The organism is Vibrio sp. 10N.247.310.23 (genome assembly GCF_041467155.1).
Lineage (GTDB): Bacteria > Pseudomonadota > Gammaproteobacteria > Enterobacterales > Vibrionaceae > Vibrio > Vibrio crassostreae_C.
This window is the reverse complement of record NZ_JBFSTZ010000022.1, coordinates 12,970-32,932: the sequence shown is the minus strand read 5'-3', so window position 1 is coordinate 32,932 and position 19,963 is coordinate 12,970. Positions and strand designations below refer to the sequence as shown.

The 19,963-nt window shown below is 44.7% G+C and carries 16 protein-coding genes; 6 read left to right on the top strand and 10 right to left on the bottom strand.

Annotation, left to right across the window (positions count from 1 at the left end):
- Position 1 precedes the first annotated feature (1 nt).
- From apaG to lptD, 5 genes are all read right to left on the bottom strand, one after another.
- On the bottom strand, positions 2-382 hold the full coding sequence (apaG, locus tag AB6D93_RS16595) for a Co2+/Mg2+ efflux protein ApaG (RefSeq protein WP_004735899.1): 381 nt from the start codon (positions 380-382) through the stop codon (positions 2-4).
- Between the two features lie 88 nt (positions 383-470).
- Complete coding sequence (rsmA, locus tag AB6D93_RS16590; RefSeq protein ID WP_017062942.1) at positions 471-1,286, bottom strand: 16S rRNA (adenine(1518)-N(6)/adenine(1519)-N(6))-dimethyltransferase RsmA; 816 nt, start codon at positions 1,284-1,286, stop codon at positions 471-473.
- Positions 1,283-2,275, bottom strand: coding sequence for a 4-hydroxythreonine-4-phosphate dehydrogenase PdxA (gene pdxA, locus AB6D93_RS16585; RefSeq protein WP_017062941.1), 993 nt, complete (start codon positions 2,273-2,275; stop codon positions 1,283-1,285). The genes rsmA and pdxA overlap by 4 nt, the downstream gene beginning before the upstream one ends.
- Positions 2,262-3,560 (bottom strand): peptidylprolyl isomerase SurA, encoded by a 1,299-nt coding sequence (surA, locus tag AB6D93_RS16580; RefSeq protein WP_065584690.1) that lies wholly within the window; start codon positions 3,558-3,560, stop codon positions 2,262-2,264. The genes pdxA and surA overlap by 14 nt, the downstream gene beginning before the upstream one ends.
- Positions 3,561-3,603: 43 nt before the next feature.
- Positions 3,604-5,931 carry an LPS assembly protein LptD gene (gene lptD, locus AB6D93_RS16575; RefSeq protein ID WP_102332753.1) on the bottom strand — a complete coding sequence of 776 codons (2,328 nt, stop codon included), beginning with the start codon at positions 5,929-5,931 and terminating at the stop codon, positions 3,604-3,606.
- A gap of 149 nt (positions 5,932-6,080) precedes the next feature.
- Between lptD and djlA the strand changes: the two genes are divergently transcribed.
- On the top strand, positions 6,081-6,935 hold the full coding sequence (djlA, locus tag AB6D93_RS16570; protein WP_017061385.1) for a co-chaperone DjlA: 855 nt from the start codon (positions 6,081-6,083) through the stop codon (positions 6,933-6,935).
- 57 nt (positions 6,936-6,992) lie between these two features.
- Positions 6,993-7,538 carry a DUF924 family protein gene (locus AB6D93_RS16565; RefSeq protein WP_102332754.1) on the top strand — a complete coding sequence of 182 codons (546 nt, stop codon included), beginning with the start codon at positions 6,993-6,995 and terminating at the stop codon, positions 7,536-7,538.
- Positions 7,539-7,633: 95 nt separating this feature from the next.
- On the opposite strand, the gene AB6D93_RS16560 is transcribed toward AB6D93_RS16565, so the two are convergent.
- The 5 genes from AB6D93_RS16560 to leuA all read right to left on the bottom strand — a co-directional run bounded on the left by AB6D93_RS16560 (position 7,634) and on the right by leuA (position 13,456).
- Complete coding sequence (locus tag AB6D93_RS16560; RefSeq protein WP_102332755.1) at positions 7,634-8,416, bottom strand: DUF547 domain-containing protein; 783 nt, start codon at positions 8,414-8,416, stop codon at positions 7,634-7,636.
- 156 nt (positions 8,417-8,572) lie between these two features.
- Positions 8,573-9,175: a 3-isopropylmalate dehydratase small subunit gene (gene leuD, locus AB6D93_RS16555; protein WP_102332756.1), complete on the bottom strand. Its 603-nt coding sequence runs from the start codon at positions 9,173-9,175 to the stop codon at positions 8,573-8,575.
- Between the two features lie 14 nt (positions 9,176-9,189).
- Positions 9,190-10,602: a 3-isopropylmalate dehydratase large subunit gene (gene leuC / locus AB6D93_RS16550; protein WP_017062936.1), complete on the bottom strand. Its 1,413-nt coding sequence runs from the start codon at positions 10,600-10,602 to the stop codon at positions 9,190-9,192.
- 117 nt (positions 10,603-10,719) lie between these two features.
- Entirely contained in the window at positions 10,720-11,811 is a 1,092-nt protein-coding gene (gene leuB, locus AB6D93_RS16545; protein WP_017061390.1) for a 3-isopropylmalate dehydrogenase, read from the bottom strand.
- 97 nt (positions 11,812-11,908) lie between these two features.
- Positions 11,909-13,456 (bottom strand): 2-isopropylmalate synthase, encoded by a 1,548-nt coding sequence (gene leuA, locus AB6D93_RS16540; protein WP_017066940.1) that lies wholly within the window; start codon positions 13,454-13,456, stop codon positions 11,909-11,911.
- Between the two features lie 568 nt (positions 13,457-14,024).
- On the opposite strand from leuA, the gene AB6D93_RS16535 reads away from it, so the two are divergent.
- From AB6D93_RS16535 to AB6D93_RS16520, 4 genes are all read left to right on the top strand, one after another.
- Positions 14,025-14,684, top strand: a complete 660-nt coding sequence (locus AB6D93_RS16535) for a TetR/AcrR family transcriptional regulator (protein WP_102332757.1) — start codon at positions 14,025-14,027, stop codon at positions 14,682-14,684.
- Complete coding sequence (locus AB6D93_RS16530; RefSeq protein WP_050053092.1) at positions 14,684-16,021, top strand: efflux RND transporter periplasmic adaptor subunit; 1,338 nt, start codon at positions 14,684-14,686, stop codon at positions 16,019-16,021. The genes AB6D93_RS16535 and AB6D93_RS16530 overlap by 1 nt, the downstream gene beginning before the upstream one ends.
- Positions 16,018-19,125: an efflux RND transporter permease subunit gene (locus AB6D93_RS16525; RefSeq protein ID WP_102332758.1), complete on the top strand. Its 3,108-nt coding sequence runs from the start codon at positions 16,018-16,020 to the stop codon at positions 19,123-19,125. Before AB6D93_RS16530 ends, AB6D93_RS16525 begins: the two co-directional genes overlap by 4 nt.
- A 293-nt stretch (positions 19,126-19,418) precedes the next feature.
- Complete coding sequence (locus tag AB6D93_RS16520) at positions 19,419-19,943, top strand: phosphatase PAP2 family protein (protein ID WP_017062930.1); 525 nt, start codon at positions 19,419-19,421, stop codon at positions 19,941-19,943.
- Positions 19,944-19,963: the final 20 nt, after the last annotated feature.

The following is a 19,963-nucleotide window of genomic DNA, read 5'->3' as shown; positions in this document are numbered from 1 at the left end:
GCTAATTAAGAATATTAGGGATTGCGAGTCTGAATGGGTCAACTTCGGTAATAAAATCAATGCCCTTGTTATCGGTCATCACATAGTGACCTTGCATAACGCCAACAGGGGTTTCGATGACCGTACCACTTGTGTAGGTGTACTCGTCGTTGGCTTCAATCACGGGTTGTTGGCCAACTACACCATCACCCTCAATGGTGAGCTGCTTGCCGTTAGAGTCGGTAATTAACCAGCGGCGAGACATAAGTTGCACCGTTGTTTTACTTAGATTTTTGATGGTAATAATGTAGGCGAAGACATAACGATTCTTCGTTGGCTCAGATTGTTCTTCTATGTACTTAGAGTGAACCTGGCATTTGATACAAGGCGTAGATATATCCATATTCGCACCTTTTGTTGTTGATATACTTAATGTAATTAAAGTATTACATAAAAAAGGCTCCTAACCGAAGTGTAGGAGCCTTTTTTATTTATTTGTCAGCGTTATGACTGTCGTACAACCAGTTTGCCATGTCGACAAACTGCTCGAGTGTTAAGTTCTCAGGACGCATGCTTGGGTTGATACCTAGCTCTTCAAGCACTTCCTTATCGATTAAGCTCTTGTAGCAGTTACGAACTGTTTTACGACGTTGGTTAAAGCCTTCACGACAGACGCGATCTAGCCATTTCAGATCTTTTGCCGGATAAGGCAGCACTTCGTATGGCTGTAGGCGCACGACTGCTGAGTCTACTTTCGGTGGCGGAACGAAGGCCGTTGGTGGAACTTCTAACACAGGCGTTACTTTACAGTAGTATTGAGCCATTACAGTAAGACGACCGTAAGCTTTACTGCCAGGGCCAGCAGCTAGACGGTTAACCACTTCTTTTTGAAGCATAAAGTGCATGTCTTGCACGTCTTTATGGAATTCAAAAAGGTGGAACATCAATGGTGTAGAGATGTTATATGGCAAGTTACCAAAGATGCGTAGCTTATTGTTTGGCTTAACCAGTTCTTGGAAATCGAACTTCATCGCATCGCCTTCACGGATCGTTAGCTTGTCCGCAAGATCTGGATGGTTACGAAGACGTTCTGCAAGGTCTCTATCCAATTCGATAACAGTAAATTTATCGACAAGCTTACCCACAGGCTCAGTAATTGCGCCTAGACCAGGACCGATCTCTACCAAGTTTTGACCTGGTAGTGGGTTAATACTCGATACGATGCCATCAATAATGTATGGATCGTTAAGGAAGTTTTGACCAAAACGTTTACGCGCTTTGTGCCCTAAGTGGACATCATTTCTCATTGCTTTTTCTCTACTAATTCAATGGCGTGCGTGAGCGCTGTTCTAAAGCTCCCTGTATCGGCTTGGCCTTTCCCTGCCAAGTCTAAGGCGGTACCGTGGTCGACTGATGTGCGAATAAACGGTAAGCCAAGCGTGATGTTCACTGAGCGACCAAACCCTTTGTATTTCAATACCGGGAGTACTTGGTCGTGATACATACCTAAAACAGCATCTGCATCTTGCAAATATTTTTCATTAAAGATGGTGTCTGCTGGCAATGGGCCAACTAAATTGATGCCATCTTTTTGGCGAATTTTTTCTAGCGTCGGTGTGATAGTTTCAATCTCTTCACGCCCTAAACAACCATCTTCACCAGCATGTGGATTCAAGCCACACACATAGATAGTTGGTTTCTCAATAGCAAATTTTTCAACCAAGTCTTTATTTAGAATAGCAATAATTTGCTCTAATCTGTCTTCGGTCACAGCTTGAGATACATAAGCTAGTGGGATGTGCGTTGTTACTAGCGCAACACGCAGCCCTTCAGTTGCCAACATCATCACCACCAGTGGTGTATTGGACTTCTCTGCAAAGAACTCGGTATGGCCGCTAAAAGCAACGCCAGCTCGGTTAATTACACCCTTGTGAACGGGGCCGGTGACAATAGCATCAAATTCATCATTCATACAGCCAATTGCTGCGGTTTCTAAAGTATTTAATACGTAATGACCATTAGCCTCATTGAGTTGACCTGCAACTGCCGTTTCAGCAAGTGGAACGTGTTTCACTACCAGTGTGCCAGCGCGTTGCGGTTGCTTAGCTGCATTTGCATCGTAGTCCAGAAGATCGACTTCGATACCAAGAATTTTAGCTCGCTCGGATAGCAGTGTTTTATCAGCACAAACCACGAGTTGATGAGGCCAACTTTCTTGAGATAGAGCCAAAGTTAAATCTGGGCCTATCCCTGCTGGTTCACCTGCGGTTATGACAATACGTTTAGTTGTTGTCATCTTGGTCGTCCTCAACCATCTCAACAAAGGCACTTGCTCTTACTTCTTGTAGCCAAGCACCAGCTTCTTCGTTGAATTTACGGTTAAATAGAATTTGGTAAGCTTTGTTTTTCAAAGCTGAATCGGTACGGTCGACTTCGCGACGGTCTAGTACTTCAACAATGTGCCAACCGTGTACGGTTTTGAATGGCGCACTGATTTTGCCTTCTGGTAGCGTTTCTACTTGGTGTTTGAATTCTGGTACATACAAATCTGGTGTTTGGTAGCCTAGCTCACCATCTTGTACTGCAGAACCTGGATCTTGGCTGTATTGCTGTGCAAGGTCGCCAAAGCTCGCTTCACCTGTGTTTACGCGGCGCGTGATCTCTTCAAGTTGTTCTTTCGCGCCATCGTCACTCAAGATTACGGTTGGCTTAATCAATATATGACGAGCATTCACTTCCGTTACTGCTACGGTTTCTAAGCCTTTCACATCTTCAATTTTTAGAATGTGGAAACCTACACCGCTACGGAAAGGACCGATGATGCTGCCTTTATTTTGCATTTTGATCTGGTCAGCAAAAATGGTTGGCATCTCTTCTTTACGCATCCAACCCCAATCACCACCTTGCAGCGCTTTAGGACCCTTAGAGTAAGTATATGCCATGGTGCTGAAATCTTTGCCTGAGTTCAGTTCTTCAACCAGTTCAGTAGCTTGAGCTTCTAACTCTTCTTTGGTTTGGTCATCATTAAAGCGCAGTTGAATGTGGCCAATTTTATATTGAACGGTCGCGTTAGTCTCTTGCGCTAAGATATCTGCTAGGTTATCAACTTCCGCAGGAAGAATATTGATACGGCGACGAACTAAGGCGTTACGAGCTTCACTTGCTGCAATCTCTTTTCTTACTTGCTCTCGAAATGCATTGTAGCTAAGGCCTTCTTCAGCAACCGATGCGGTAAGTTGTTCTACCGTTTGGTTGTTGTCTTTAGCGATACCTTCAATTGCTTGATCAAGTCGAGCATCATCAATACGAACACCGATACGTTCTGCTTCTTGAGTTTGAATAGTATCGATGATCAGTTTTTCTAGTACTTGCTCATTGAGCACATCTTGCGATGGCAGTGTTTGACCGCTTTTTTTTGCGTTGGCACGCAGTGTCTTCATCGAAGCATCGATGTCGCTTTGTAAGATAACGCCTTCGTTAACGATAACTTTTACGCTGTCTAGCTCAACCGGTGCTGCAAAGCTTGTTGATAAAGTACAAGTCGCTGCAATAGCAATTAATGTGCGTTTCCACAATGTCATGTGTAATCCTTTAAATTTACTGATTTCTTATCAGTAAAGAAAATTAGTTGTTTAAGAAGAATGGGCGACCGTAGCTCAATGAGTTATCAGAACTGCTATCCCCAACAGCGCCTGAATCAGAGCCTAAGTTAGTACCAAAGCCGATAATACCGAAATTCACACCAAAGTTATTTTCATATTCAGGCGTGACATTTGGATCACTAATGTTATTTGTCAGCTGGTTACTATACGTAAATCCGATATACCAACAATCCGATTTATAGTTCAAGCGAGCCAACCATTCTAGATTTTCTTGTGTGGTTAAATCATAGAAATATTGAGCACTGGCATTCCACTTCCGCGAAATCTGGTAAGCACCAAGTAAGCCTGCTTGTGAGATACCATCTCTAGTTATTGAACCAACATTTATACTTTCGCCTACATTATCCTCAATATATTCTTCTGTAACGTAGCGGTAGTTGGTTTGTATATAGCCGCCGGCAAAACGGTACTCAATGGTACTGTTAGCAAGTTGCATCGAAGATGAATCAATGTCGTATTGCACACCGCCATGGTAGAAAAGGTAATCATCGTAGTTGAAGTCCATTTCAATAGCCCAAGATGAATAATTAGTTTTGTCAGCGGAGTCTTCGTTGCCTAAAGTTTGCTTTGTATCTTTATCAAAATAGAAAATTTGACCAAAAGATATGTTTAAGCGCTCTCGGTACTCATCATCAAAAAAGCGAGATGATGCGCCATAGCTAATTTGATTTGCTGACGCAATGCGGTCTACACCACTGTATTTGCGGCTTCTGAATAAGCCATAGTAATCAGTCTGTAGTAGTGTTGTATCGTAAAGACCAATTTCGCTTTGATCTTCTTCTGGCACGTAAAGGTACTGAACTTGAGGTTCGAGTGTTTGAGTGTAATTACCTACAATTTTTGTATCACGTTCAAGAACGATACCTGCGTGGCTTCTAAACTCAGGTATTACACGTGTTACTGATTCCTCTAAATCTTCATACTCACTATCAATGTCATTCAGATCCTGTTGGTAGTATGTACCAAGTAATCGTGCTTCGGTTGTCCAAGTGCCCCAAGTGTTACCTACTGGGATTGTAATACCAGGTTCAACGTGAACACGAGTGGCTGATGGTTTGCCTGATGCGTCGGTATCGAACATTGATATATGACTGATTAAGTCAAAATCTAGGTAATCCATTACCTCTGGAGCATAGTAGTTATACTCGAGTTGTGGCATTAGACGATAAGGCAAGTTATTGCTGGTGGTAAGAACTTGGAAGTCTCGAACAAGTACAGACGCATCCCAATTTTGAGAACGGTATGTTGCTTGCCCTTCTTGAAGCAGTTGTCCATCTTCACGGTTACCGATATTTGAGCTCATGTCCGAAAAGTAGTCAATATCACTGACTTTAGAGTAATCAATTTCGAATAACCAAGATTGTTGGAATATTCCTGAATGTTCTAGTTGGAAACCCCAACGATCGCCTAGATCAGTGTACTTTTGATCGTCTGGTAAATATTCAGACTCGATACTACCGGAACCAAAATCGCTTAAATATCTGAATTTACTGTTGAGTTGAGTGCCACGCTCTTGCATGTACTTGAAGGTAGTTTCCAAATCGTAGTCTGGTGCTAAGTTCCAATAAACAGGAATTTCAGCTTCAAAACCATCGCTTGAACCATACGAAACTGTTGGGTACAAGAAACCGGTTTTACGTGTATCACCCACCGGTACTGTTAAGTAAGGTAAGTAAAAGACGGGAACACTTTGGATTTCAAAACGTGGATTATAAAAAGTGGCTTGTTCTTCGTCTTGGTCGACACTGATGCTCGATGCTCTTAGACGCCAAGCATTATCGCCAATCGGGCAAGAGGTAATGGAGCCATCTTCAATCTCATAAACCGCTTTACCTGTTTTTGCTATATAAACAGCATCTCCGCGACCGGGCTCGCAAAGGAATTCGTAATCGGTGTTCTCAAGCGTCATTTCATCTGTAGTCAGATTATTGGTCGCTCTGTCTGAGATAGATTTGATTTGACCATCACTAAAGTTTACGTTGCCTTCAGCTACAACGATATTTTCTTGTTGGTGCAGGGTTACGTTATCTGCAAGGATGGTCTTATTTCCTTGCGTAACGACTACGTCACCTGAGTATATTGCCTTGTCACCATTGATAGCTTCTAAGCGATCTGACTCAACATGAGCGGGTAGCTGTGTCTCGTTTTCTGCAGCGGGCTCGATCAAGCATTGATCTATAGAGGGCATTTCCTGCACACTACTATCGGTGATTGTTTCAGCTTGAGTTGTCGACACGTATAACGCCGTACTTATAGACGCGGCTAACAAGGTGCGGGAAAAAGATTGCATGAAGTTGAACTATCCTGTGTCACTAGATGAAGGGTTGATCTAGTATCAATCCAATTAATAAAGCATTTTCCTTATGATAAAGGAAATAATAGCATTCAGCATCATCAGACAGCATTACTCAGATAAAATTCATAGATAGAGAACACATAATGCAAATATTTGGCAAAATTTTGGGCGCGTTTTTTGGCTTTTTATTTGGAGGGCCACTCGGTTTAGTTTTTGGTCTGTTTTTAGGACACCAATTCGATAAAGCTCGCGGATTGAACCAATCAGGCTTCAATAGCTCTGGTTTTGGTCGAGGTCCAAGCCAAGCAGAAAGACAGAACGAGTTTTTTAAATCCGCTTTTGCGGTTATGGGGCACGTTGCTAAAGCGAAAGGGCAGGTAACGCCAGAAGAGATTCAACTCGCTTCTACCATGATGGAGCGTATGAACCTGCATGGCGAACAGCGTAAAGCAGCGCAAGATGCATTCCGTGACGGCAAAGAGAGCGACTTCCCTCTGAACGACGTACTTGAGCGAGTTAAAATCTCATCGGGTGGTCGTTTTGATCTTCTGCAGTTCTTTCTAGAGCTTCAGGTATCTGCCGCATTTGCGGATGGAAGTTTGCACCCGAGTGAACGTCAAGTTCTGCATAAAATAGCGCAAGGGCTTGGGTTTTCGGCAGCACAACTAGAACGCCGCTTGCAGATGCAAGAAGCTGCGTTCCGTTTCCAACAGCAAGGTGGAAGCTTTGGTGGCCATCAGGGTCATGGGCAATCATCAGGTTGGCAACAGGCTTCGCAACAGAACCAACTTGGCGACGCATATAAGGTTCTTGGTGTGAGTGAAAGTGCTGACGGTAAAGAGGTGAAGAAAGCCTACCGCAAGCTGATGAATGAACATCACCCAGATAAACTGATGGCGAAGGGCTTACCGCCTGAGATGATGAATGTTGCGAAAGAGAAATCGCAAGAAATTCAGAATGCTTATGACCTGATAAAGAAAGTAAAAGGTTTTAAGTAATTGAACACTAAACCGAGTAATAACAAAGTTACTCGGTTTTTTATTAAAGGGAATTATATGACGGTAACGTATCAGGATGTTCTAGAGTTTTGGTTCGATGAGTTGACGCCTAAAGGTTGGTTTACTGGCGGCGCCGAGATTGACACTTTGATAGAGTCTCGATTTTCTGAATTGCATAAAGCAGCCATTCAAGGCGAGCTATTTGAGTGGCGCCAAACTGCGCAAGGACGATTGGCTGAGATTATCGTACTTGATCAGTTTTCTCGAAATATTGGTAGAAAAAGTCCGACAGCATTTTCTGCTGATCCGATGGCGTTGGCTCTAGCCCAAGAGGCGGTAGCGGGTGGTTTTGATCACCAGCTTAACGAGCAACAGAAAAGCTTCCTGTATATGCCTTATATGCACAGTGAATCTTTGTTAGTCCATGAACAAGCCGTGGAACTCTTTTCTCAAACGGGATTAGAGCATAATCTGGACTTTGAGTTTAAGCACAAGGTTATCATTGAGCGATTTGGTCGCTATCCGCACCGTAATGAGGTGTTAGGGCGAGCTTCGACTCCCGAAGAGATTGAGTTCTTGCAGCAACCGAGCTCAAGCTTTTAATTGTAGAAATACGGTCAAAGAATTGAGAAGAGGCTAGAGGTTAATAAAAACCTCTCGCCTCTTTTTTACTTTAGTGATCAACTTTAGCCTTAGAGCTAGTTTGCTTGGTTGAGCGACCAATCGTATTCATAACTGATGTTTTGAGTATTGGTTACTGCTTCAATTCGATATTGTTCTAAGTGCTGAATAAGCTGTTTCTTCGTACCAAAATCCACAGCAAACCATTCGTAAATCGATGATAGTTGAAGCTTATTGTTTGTAACCATCACGCCTTTGTCACTGCTTACAAACTCAGTTGCAGCTTGCTCTAGCAAGGCTTCAGTATTTTTAGAGGTAAAAGCGTCAGGTTGTAAGTTAGGGCAACCTAGGCTGGCACAGTTCACGGCATAATGCGTGCGAGGATCTTGCCAAATTGGTCTTAGGATTCGGTGTTCAATGTCATTGAGTGTCAGTGATTTCCCATTAACGACTACCACATCATCTCCCCACGGACCGAAACTAAATAGTCCGCCAAGTTTAGTTATGGATTTGATCGGGTAGGCATCAAGAATCAAATCGACAGTCACGGCGTTGTATAGGTTAACCCAATAGGCATACTGCTCCGCTTTTGAATAGTCGAGCGGATTCACCTGTTCGAGTTGCTTGATGTATTGTTTAAGCTTTGTTTTATCGGCGGTGTTCACTGCTTTATAGCGAACTAACGTATTTTGCCCCTGTTTAACCAAGTAGCTATCGAGGAATTGCTGCCAATTTTGATGAGATACCTGTTCTAGGTTGGTTTCGTCGCTTTGCTTCCAGTATGGCCAAAGATCGGATTTAGGCGCAGACCAAGCTAAGGTTGAGAAAAGTAGGCTGACAATAAAAAGTAGTTGTTTCATGGCATTCTCCTGATGACTGACTACTAAGACCTTAAGGCTTACCATTTTCTTTCATTGCTCTTCATTTAAATAAACATATGAAGTTAAGTTAAAAGCTTAGCCAAATAAAAAAGGTTGGCACTTGGCCAACCTTTAGATTTATTCAGAAACGTCTCATTATTTTAGGAAGCTAGGAATCTTAGCTTCAAACTCTGAGATCTTATTGGCATGTTGAAGTGTAAGGCCGATATTATCTAAACCATTCAGTAAGCAGTGACGACGGAACTCATCAATTTCAAACGAGTACTCTTTGCCGTTCGCGCTGACTTTCATTGCTTCTAGATCAACCGTAATTTCTGCACCTTCATTCGCTTCAACGAATTGGAATAGCTCATCCACTTCTTGCTCAGTCAATCGAACTGGCACCATTTGGTTGTTGATCGAGTTACCGTAGAAAATGTCGGCAAAGCTTGGTGCGATCATTACTTGGATACCGTAATCGGCAAGCGCCCACGGTGCGTGTTCACGAGATGAACCACAACCGAAGTTTTCACGAGCTAAAAGAATTGAAGCGCCTTGGTAGCGAGCTTCGTTCATTACAAAATCAGGGTTTGGCTGTTGGCCTGCATCGTCTAGGAAGCGCCAATCGTGGAACAAGTGCTTACCAAAACCGATGCGGTTTACTTTCTGTAGAAACTGCTTTGGAATGATCGCATCAGTATCGATGTTGGCCGTATCTAGAGGAACGACTAATCCGGTGTGTTGTTGAAAACCTGACATGTTAAATCCTCTAATTAAAGTTCACGAATATCGACAAAGTGACCAGCGATAGCCGCTGCGGCTGCCATTGCTGGGCTAACTAGGTGCGTACGACCATCACGGCCTTGGCGACCTTCAAAGTTACGGTTTGATGTAGAAGCACAGCGCTCTTGTGGACCTAGACGGTCGTTGTTCATCGCAAGACACATAGAGCAACCCGGTAAACGCCATTCAAAGCCTGCTTCGATGAAGATCTTATCTAGGCCTTCAGCCTCAGCTTGTGCTTTAACTTGCTCTGAACCCGGAACGATAAGCGCTTGAACATGTTTCGCTACTTGACGGCCTTTCGCTACCGCTGCTGCTGCACGCATGTCTTCGATACGAGAGTTAGTACAAGAACCCACGAACACTTTATCTACGTTGTAATCAGATAGAGATTTACCGGCTTCAAGACCCATGTAAGCCAGCGCTTTTTCAGCTGATGCTTTTTCTACAGGGTCTGCGAAGCTTTCTGGTGCAGGGATTGGTGTGTCTACTGAGATAACCTGACCTGGGTTGGTACCCCAAGTGACTTGTGGTTTGATGTCTGCCGCTTCTAATGTAACAACTGCATCGAATTCTGCATCAGCATCGGTTTTTAACGTATCCCAGTATTCGATTGCTGCTTCTAGGTCTTCGCCTTCTGGAGAGAACTTACGACCTTTGATGTACTCGTATGTCGTTGCATCTGGAGCGATTAAGCCTGCTTTAGCGCCAAGCTCGATTGCCATGTTACATACTGTCATACGACCTTCCATCGTAAGGTCGGTAATTGCCTCACCACAGAATTCAACTACGTAGCCAGTACCGCCAGCAGCCGTTGTTTTACCGATGATCGCTAGCACGATGTCTTTTGCAGTGATGCCAGGAGTAACCTTGCCTTTTACTTCGATCTTCATGGTTTTAGCGCGAGCTTGTTTTAGCGTTTGCGTAGCTAGAACGTGTTCCACTTCTGAAGTACCGATACCAAATGCTAGTGAACCAAATGCACCGTGTGTAGCCGTGTGCGAGTCACCACATACGATGGTCATGCCCGGTAGCGTAATACCTAGCTCAGGACCCATTACGTGCACAATACCTTGGTATTTGTGGTTTAGATCGTAAAGCGTGACACCAAACTCTTCACAGTTCTTCGATAGCGTTTCCATTTGGATACGAGCCATCTCACCAGAAGCGTTGATGTCTTTAGTTTGTGTCGATACGTTGTGATCCATGGTCGCGAAAGTCTTGCCAACTTGGCGAACTTTGCGGCCTTTCTCACGTAGGCCATCAAAGGCTTGAGGTGACGTTACTTCGTGAACTAAGTGACGATCGATATAAAGAATTGGTGTTTCGCCCTTCGCTGCAACCGCAACGTGAGCGTCATAAACTTTTTCGTATAAGGTTTTTGCGTGCTGGTTTGTCGACATAGCTTTTCTTCCTTGGGAGCATCAGTCCCAGTGTTTGTTTCGAGCCAAGTCATGCGGTTTACGCTGACTTGGCTTGATATTATTCTTATGTACTTGCTTCTAATCGGAGCCTTTAGCTTATGAAGCTAAGATGTACTCAGCGATCTTGTCACCCATTTCAGAGGTAGTCAGCGCTTGGTTTTTGCCAGCAAGGTCTGCCGTTAGCTCGCCTGCAGAAAGTGCTTTAGAAACCGCTGCTTCGATGTCTTGTGCTGCCGCTTCTTCGCCTAGGCTGTAACGAAGCATTAGGGCTGCAGAAAGGATTTGCGCGACTGGGTTTGCGATGTTCTTACCTGCGATATCTGGTGCGCTGCCACCTGCTGGTTCGTATAGGCCGAAGTTGCTTTCATTTAAACTTGCAGAAGGAAGCATACCCATAGAGCCAGTGATCATTGCGCACTCATCAGAGATGATGTCACCAAAGATGTTTGAACATAGCATTACGTCAAACTGAGATGGGTCTTTGATTAGCTGCATGGTCGCGTTGTCGATGTACATGTGGTTTAGCGTTACATCTGGGTAATCTTTTGCGATCTCTTCAACGACTTCACGCCATAGGATAGAGCTCTGTAGAACGTTCGCTTTATCGATTGAGTAAACGTTTTTGTTACGTAGGCGTGCCGATTCAAACGCAATCTTTGCAATACGTTCGATTTCGTAGCGGTGGTAAACCTCTGTATCAAAAGCTTTTTCAGTTGCGCCTTCGCCTTCACGGCCTTTAGGTTGGCCGAAGTAGATACCGCCTGTTAGCTCACGGACTACCACGATGTCGAAACCGTTACCTGAGATGTCAGCACGTAAAGGAGAGAAAGACTCTAGACCTTTATGGATTTGAGCTGGACGTAGGTTACAGAACAGTTGGAAGTGTTTACGTAGAGGAAGTAGGGCACCACGCTCTGGTTGGTCGTTCGGTGGAAGGTGTTCCCATTTAGGACCGCCAACCGAGCCAAATAGTACTGCGTCAGATTCTTCACAGCCTGTTACTGTCGCTTCTGGAAGTGGACAGCCGTGGTTATCAATTGCGATACCACCAACATCATACTCTTCACGAGAAAAGCTAATCGCATGCTTCTTTTCAATCGCGTCTAGCACTTTGTGTGCTTGCTGCATTACTTCTGGGCCAATGCCATCACCAGGTAGTACGGCAATCTTGTATGATTTATCAGTCATGTTAATCCTTTAATTCTTGTTACTGAGCTCTTTCGCTCGTTTTAAATTTTGTCCCTAAAGCCAATAACATCGGCTCTAGGGCTCTGTTATTGGGTGTTTAAACTGTTGCGATTCTTTGCTGTTTCATTTCAGCAATGGTGTCTGCGCGTTGAATGCTATTAATAACGTGCAGTAGCGCCTGACCAGAGGCCTCAACGATATCCGTTGAAACGCCTGTACCGTGGTACTTGCGGCCTTTGTAGTTCGCAATAATATCAGCTTGGCCTAAGCCATCTTCGCCTTCACCTTTCGCGGTAAGGTCGAATTTATCCAATGCAATTTCGTAACCTGTTAAGCGGTAGATACATTGGTATAAAGCATCAACAGGTCCGTTACCGACAGCCGCTTCGCATTTCTCTTCATCACCACATTGCAGCTTGATGCTAGTGGTAGACATAACACTACCAGATTGTACGCTTAGGTAGTTAAGTTTATAGAAGTCATCTTCGTCACGTAGATTTGCGAAGTGCATTAGTGCTTCTAGGTCGTAATCGAATACTTGGCCTTTACGGTCAGCCAGTTTCAAAAAGTCTTCGTACAATGAATCTAGGTTGTACTCATTGTCTTTGTAGCCCATTGCGTCCATGTGGCTCTTAACGGCTGCACGACCACTGCGGCTTGTTAGGTTCAATGCTTTGTTTTTCAAGCCAATAGACTCAGGTGTCATGATCTCGTAAGTGTTCTTGTTCTTTAGCATGCCATCTTGGTGGATACCTGAAGAGTGACTGAATGCGTTAGCACCAACGATTGCTTTGTTGTCTTGAATCGGCATGTGGCAAAGCTGGCTCACCAATTTACTGGTACGGTGGATCTCTTGGTGATCTAGGCCGGTATGAACACCTAATAACTCTTGACGAGTCTTGATGATCATTGCGATCTCTTCTAAAGAACAGTTACCCGCGCGTTCACCAATGCCGTTAATGGTACCTTCAACTTGGCGAGCACCTGCTTGTACCGCTGCGATTGAGTTAGCAACCGACATGCCTAAGTCATCGTGACAGTGAACAGAGATGATTGCTTGGTCGATGTTTGGAACGCGATCAAATAGCGTTTTGATAATGCCACCAAACTCGTTAGGTACTGTGTAGCCCACTGTGTCTGGAATGTTGATGGTTTTCGCGCCCGCGTTGATTGCCGCTTCAACCATACGACATAGGTTGTCGATAGGTGTACGACCGGCATCTTCACAAGAGAACTCAACATCGTCTGTGTAGTTGCGCGCATGCTTTACCGCTTTTACTGCCATATCGACAACATCGTCGTAGCTACGGCGTAATTTATCTTGCACGTGAACCGTTGATGTAGATATGAAGGTGTGAATACGGAACTGCTCAGCGACTTTTAACGCTTCTGCAGCGGCATCGATATCCTTCGCTACAGCACGAGAAAGTGCACAGATTCGGCTGTCTTTAATATTTTTTGCGATGGTTTGTACTGACTCAAAGTCGCCTGGTGATGACACCGGAAAGCCCGCTTCAATAACATCTACACCCAGTCGTTCAAGTGCATAAGCGATCTGTAATTTCTCTTTTACCGTTAAGCTTGCAGCCAACGCTTGCTCGCCATCACGTAAGGTCGTGTCAAAAATTATCACTTGATCGTTCATGGGTGCTTCCTTATATCGATAATGAATCGATTGCTATCCAAATTATTATTAAGAATGATGTTCTTTTAAAAGTGCCAGTTACAAAAAAACCCGCTCAGCGCGGGTTTTAATATTTGTGTAGTTCTTGACCCACAACTTACCCGCGCGATTGGTTCACGATAAGGAGAAGTTTCAGCAGTCGAGAAGAAGAAAAAATCATTACACAAATATCCGTAAATAAACTGTTAACACCATATTTACCGCAATTTATTCTGAGCGTCAAACAAGAAAATCCAATATCAGCGTGCTTTGGCGGTGTTTTTTTTTGGTTTGTGCTGCTTGCGTGTTGTTTGCTGGTGTTATCAGCTGATTGAGTGTTTTGTACTGGGCGGTTAGTTTATCGTTTGGCTGATGTGTAGGTTAAAACTTTGTAGTAAATCTTTTTGATGGAACGATTCACCAATAAAATTAAAAGGGTGGCTAAATTAATTAATCATTTGATTAAATAGTGAGTAATTAATCTTCTACAACCATGTCGATTTATCCCTATAATTAATCGTGTGATTAATTATAGGGATAGGTCTCAGTGATGGCAGCGCGTAAAGCAGGGCGACCTCAACAGAATCTAGATGTACGGCAGTTACTCATTGAGCACGCTCGAGATCTGTTCGTGGTTCAACCGTACGACAAGGTCTCGACGCGCCTGATTGCTGAGCGTGCGGGTGTGAATATTGCGATGATCCGCTATTACTTTGGCAGTAAAGCCGGATTGTTTGAGGCGATGCTGCGTGAAACGCTACGACCGATGCAATTGCAGATGCAGAGACTCGTTGATGAAAGCAGTCATGAGAACTTTCTTGATTTAATGAGGACTTACTACAAAGAGATGGTCAAAGTGCCGAAGTTTCCTCGCTTGATAGCCCAAGTGATGAATATGCCTCCCTCTGAAGTGCAAAGAGAGTTGCTCGAAAAGGTTTTCCTCGATGTTGCAAAGCCAGCCCAAGATGTCATTTTTGAAAAGTTGGTTGAACAAGGCATCTTAAAACAGAACATGGATCCAAAATTGTGCCGTATTTCGTATGTAAGCTTGATGGTGTTTCCTTTCATCGCTCCGCCGCCTTTATTGGCAATTCATGGGATTGAGATTAATGAAGAATTTCTTAATCGTTTAATCGAACACAACATTCAATTGATGACTGAAGGCTTTATTAACGCACCGAGCCCTTCTTCCGTGCAGGACCAAAGATAATGAAAATAAATAAAAAACTACTCTTCTTTCCAGCACTTGCGGTTGGTGTGATTGGCCTTGTCGCCGCGATTAACTTGAAGCCGGATCTTCCAACCAAACCTGCGGGTGATAGGGCTCGCTTAGTTGATACTGTGAGCCTAGAACAACAACTGATAGCGCCGTTAGCGGTCGGCTTTGGCAAAGTGGTGCCTAAAGTTGAATGGAAAGCGATCGCTGAGGTGACAGGACAGATCGTGTATCGACATCCAGATCTTGAAAAAGGCCAGGTGATCCCTGCAGGAACGGTCGTGCTCAAGGTTGATCCATTGGATTACGAATTGAAACTGATACAAGCAGAGGCGGATCTAAAATCAAGCCAAACCTCATTAGCGAAATTGAATCAAGAAGAAGACAACCTTAATCAGACTCTTAAGATCGAAAAGAATCGTTTGGTGATCAGCAATAAAGAGCTACAACGTAAACAGGATCTGCGTAAGAAAGGGCTCACCTCTCAATCGGATGTCGACCTGCAACAACAAAGCGCATTGTCTCAGCAGAAGTTGGTATTAGATATCGCGAACCAAATCGCGTTGATGCCAGATGAAAAGCGTGTTGCGGAAGCGGTGATTAAGGTCAACGTGTCTAAGGTAAAAGAGGCGCAGCGCTCTCTCGATAAGACCACGATCACTTTGCCAAGAGCGATGCGAATTGCTCAGGTTGATATCGAACAAAATCAAGTAGTAAACCTTCAGCAGGAGATGTTTATTGCTCACGGGATTAATGTCATGGAAGTAGAGGCGCAACTTTCTATTCACGATATGCAAACTTTAGCCTCCAGCTTTAACCAATTTCCTCGCGATGCTGCAGGAATCCCTAATCCTTATGAAGCGCCAATCAAAGCAAGCATTCAACTTAACAGCGGCAACCTGAACCTCAGTTGGCCAGCGAAGGTGGCAAGAATCAGCGAAACAGTTGATGAAAACCAAGCGACGGCGGGGATTATTCTCGAGATCGCTCAAGATTACTCACAATTGCAACCAGACAGCGCGACGCCTTTGGTTAACGGTATGTTTGTCAAAGCTGAGATTGAGGGTGTCGCCAATCTAAGTTGGGTGGTTCCAGAGCGAGCACTGCATGGTGATAAGGTTTACCTGATGGATGACAACCAGCGTTTGCAAGTGGTCAATGTTGAAGTGCTTTATCGCAGAGACAATCAAGTGGTTGTGAGTGGAGAGCTACAAACTGGAGATAAACTGGTTCTCAATGATGTCCTGCCAGCAATAGAAGGCATGTTACTGAGAGAGTCCAACTCTGAAGAGGCTGAGCTTGAATCAGATACTCAGGAGAGTGCGTCATGATCAAGTTTTTCTCTCGGCACCCAACAGCAGCAAACTTGTTGATGCTTGGGTTGTTGATCTTGGGTATAAGCTCACTATCAACCATCAAACGTGAAACCTTCCCCGCTTACGATCCGCCTTACATTATGGCTGCGATTGTTTATCCCGGCGCCTCTCCACAAGAAGTGGAAGAGAGCTTGTGTGTGCGAATGGAAGATGCAGTAGACGGCTTAGCCAACATTGAAGAAACTCAGTGTGAAGCCATCGAAGGCAGCGCTCGTTTAATTCTAAAGTTAAATGAAAAAGCGGACATCGGCCGAATGCTGGTGGATGTGCAAACCCAGATCAACTCGATCAATGATTTCCCAACTGAGATTGAATCGCCTGTTGTTCAAGAGCTAGATTGGAATGAACCGGTTGTCGATATCGCTATAACAGCCGAAACGTCGTGGCCAGAACTTAAGGCCTACGCGGAAGATCTTAAGCGCACCATGAAGCTTGATTACGATGTCTCTTTGGTCGAGGTTAGCGGCTTCTCGGATCATCAATATCGAGTGGAACTGGATACCCAAGCTATTCGTCAGTTGGGTTTGAGTGTCGGTGATATCGCGGATCAAATTGGTCGACAGAATGTAAAACTGCCGAGTGGTAACGTTGAAACACCAGACAAAAACTTTCTGATTCGTTTCGACGAGAGACGAGTTACGCCTGTTGAGCTGGAAAGCATCGTGGTTGGATCTGCGCCTAATGGCTCGGTGATTCGTTTGAGAGACATAGCCAAAATAACCGACCGCTTTGAGCTTGATGAGCAAAAGGTGCTATTTGATGGCAAGCCTTCAGCGCTGCTTAAGATCAGTAAGAACAAAGAAGACGATGCGCTGCGAATCAAAGAGAACGTAACACGATTCGTTGAAGATCAAAGCGCGATTGCTCCTGATGGCGTGACACTACAAATGACCAACGATCTCTCATCTGTGCTTTGGGATCGTCTAACCATGATGGTGAGCAATGGCTGGCAAGGTATTGTGCTGGTGTTCGCCACCATGTGGCTGTTCTTCAGCTTACGTTATTCATTTTGGGTGGCGGCAGGGTTGCCAGTGGCCTTCCTTGGTGGCTTGTTCTTAATGGCCAACCTTGGTTTGTCGATCAACATTATGTCGCTGGTCGGGTTGTTAATGGCAATCGGTATTATGATGGATGACGCCATCGTGATAGCCGAATCGATAGCCTCCCACTTAGATAGGGGACAAAGCGTCGATGATGCGGTGTACAACGGCGTTAAGAAAGTGCTTCCCGGAGTACTGTCTTCTTTCTTAACCACGGTGTGTATTTTCGGTAGCTTACTGTTTCTTGATGGCGAGATGGGCGCTGTGCTTAAGGCCGTTCCTCAAGTATTGATTTTGGTGCTGTCGTTGAGCTTGATTGAAGCCTTCCTGATTCTACCTAATCACCTATCTCATTCATTACACAAAGAAAAAAATGACAAGCCAGCGCTGCGCTTTAAAGTGGTGTTGCTTGAGAAGTTTGAGAACTTCCGTAATACCACTTTGATGAACATGGTTGAGAAAGTCGTGACCTTCCGCTACGCCTTTATGGGCGGAGTGATTACGCTGTTGTTGCTTTCAGTCGCCTTGATTGCTGGTGGTGTTGTTAAGTTTCAACCTTTCCCAGAGCTGGATGGTGATATTGCCGAGGCGCGTATTATTCTTCCGCCGGGCGCATCACTGTCTCAAACCGAGAAAGTGGTCGACAAAATTGTCGCGTCTGCTGAGCGTTTGAACAAGCAATGGAGCGAAGAGGTTGAAGAAGGCAATACACTGGTCGAGCACATAACTAGCCAATTCAATGCTAACGCCGATGCCAATGAATCCGGCCCGCACTTAGCCACAGTGCGCTTAGATTTACGCGGAGCAGAGAGTCGTAATACGGTTATCGATGATTTCATTGATGCGTGGCGAGAGGATATTGGCGATTTAGCGGATCCTATTTCATTGGTGTTCAAGCAACCGACTATGGGGCCGGGCGGTCGTGCTATTGAAATCCGCGCCAAACACGATGACCTGAGCGCATTGAAATCCGCTTCTTTGGATATTCAGGAGTACCTTAATCAGTTCGATGGGGTGCACGGCGTGCTTGATGATATGCGCATGGGTAAAGAAGAGATTTTGGTTAAGCTGCGCCCGGGCGCTGAGACCTACAATGTGAATGGACAGATGATCGCTTCCCAATTACGTGCGGCTTTCTTTGGTCAGACAGCGGATGAGATTCAAATCGGTGTTGAGAATATCTCGATTGAAGTTCGTCTTGATAAAGAACAAGCGGGTGATTTACAGCAGCTAGCTAACTTCCCAATCATTACCGCAGACGGCAGTCAGATCCCGCTAGCAACGTTGGCGACATTAGATTTCCAGCGTAACTACGTGCGAATTCAGCGTATTGATGGGCTGAGAACCATCAGTATCTTTGGTGATATTGATAATAAGAAAGCGAGTTCATCCGCGATTTTGGCTCAGTTCCAAAAAGATGAAGCCGCCAAACTTATTCAGAAGTACCCGGGTTTACGCTTTGATTTCGAAGGGGAGGCCAAGGATGCAGCCAAGACTGGCGCTTCGATGGGCAAAGGATTCTTGCTCGGCTTATTCGGCGTGTTTGCGATTCTTAGCTATCAGTTCAGAAGCTATTTAGAGCCTGTGGTCGTGATGTTAGCGATTCCACTCGCTTTTATTGGGGTGGTCGTTGGTCACTGGATACTTGGCCATTCTTTGAGTATGCCAAGCATGATGGGCTTTGTGTCGCTTGCCGGAATTGTGGTTAATGATTCCATCTTGTTGGTGCAGTACATTCGTCACCATGTCGATGAGGGAGATAGCGTGCATGACTCGGTGGTGAAAGCCAGTCGCGAGCGTTTCCGAGCGGTATTCTTGACCTCAATGACGACTGCGGCAGGTTTGCTACCGCTGTTGACGGAAACCAGCTTACAGGCTCAGGTTATCCAGCCATTGGTTATTTCGATCGTATTCGGCATATTTGCCTCGACCTTACTGGTGCTGTTTATGACCCCTGCTGCTTACGCGATATTGGCGGATTTCGGTTTGGTTAAAAAGCACGAGCCACTAGCGCTATAGCCTTTAGCGTTTAATTATTTGCGAGCTCTATTATCATTAGCGAACGCTATAACCATTAACACGATAGAAGTAGCGTTTGCTTGCTTATATAAAGAATTGAAAACATAGAAGAATAAAGCGGCCTTGGGTCGCTTTATTTTTATCGGTCGCTTCTATCGCCATCCTGACTTGATCCATTGACCAGCCTATCAAGCATGGGAAATTTCATTTTAGTTCATTCAAAATGTCACTTAACTGTCATTTGTTGAGCATAACTTGAGCCTTAACTGAATAAGGATTGTTAAGGAGATCGTATGCGTACTATCGAACCTATTGTCCGCTGGGATGTGGCATTTTCTGTTTTCTGTTTAAACAACCGCTATGGCGGGCAACATGCAACGCTCAGTAAAGCGGTGTCTCATACTGGAGATGGACACCTTTATGTTTTGATTGCCTTGATTGCACTGCTGGTCGATAGCAACACCGGTCGAGACTTTCTTTTGGTGGGTTTAACCGCCTTCGCAATCGAACTGCCTATTTACTGGTTTGCTAAAAATACCCTCAAGCGCCGTCGACCAGCTGAATTCTCTTCACTACTTCACTCTCATATTGTGCCATCCGATAAATACAGTCTGCCTTCAGGGCATTCCGCTGCTGCTTTTGTTATGGCGACCCTAATCGGGCATTTCTATCCGAGCTTGTACCTCTTTAGCTTGGTGTGGGCAACTGCGATTGCAGGCTCTCGAATCCTGCTCGGTGTGCACTTTTTAACGGACGTACTGATTGGCGCAGCCTTGGGCATCGCTTGTACCAGCCTAGCTATCAGCTTCATCCTGTAATTATTTTGTTGGCAACCACT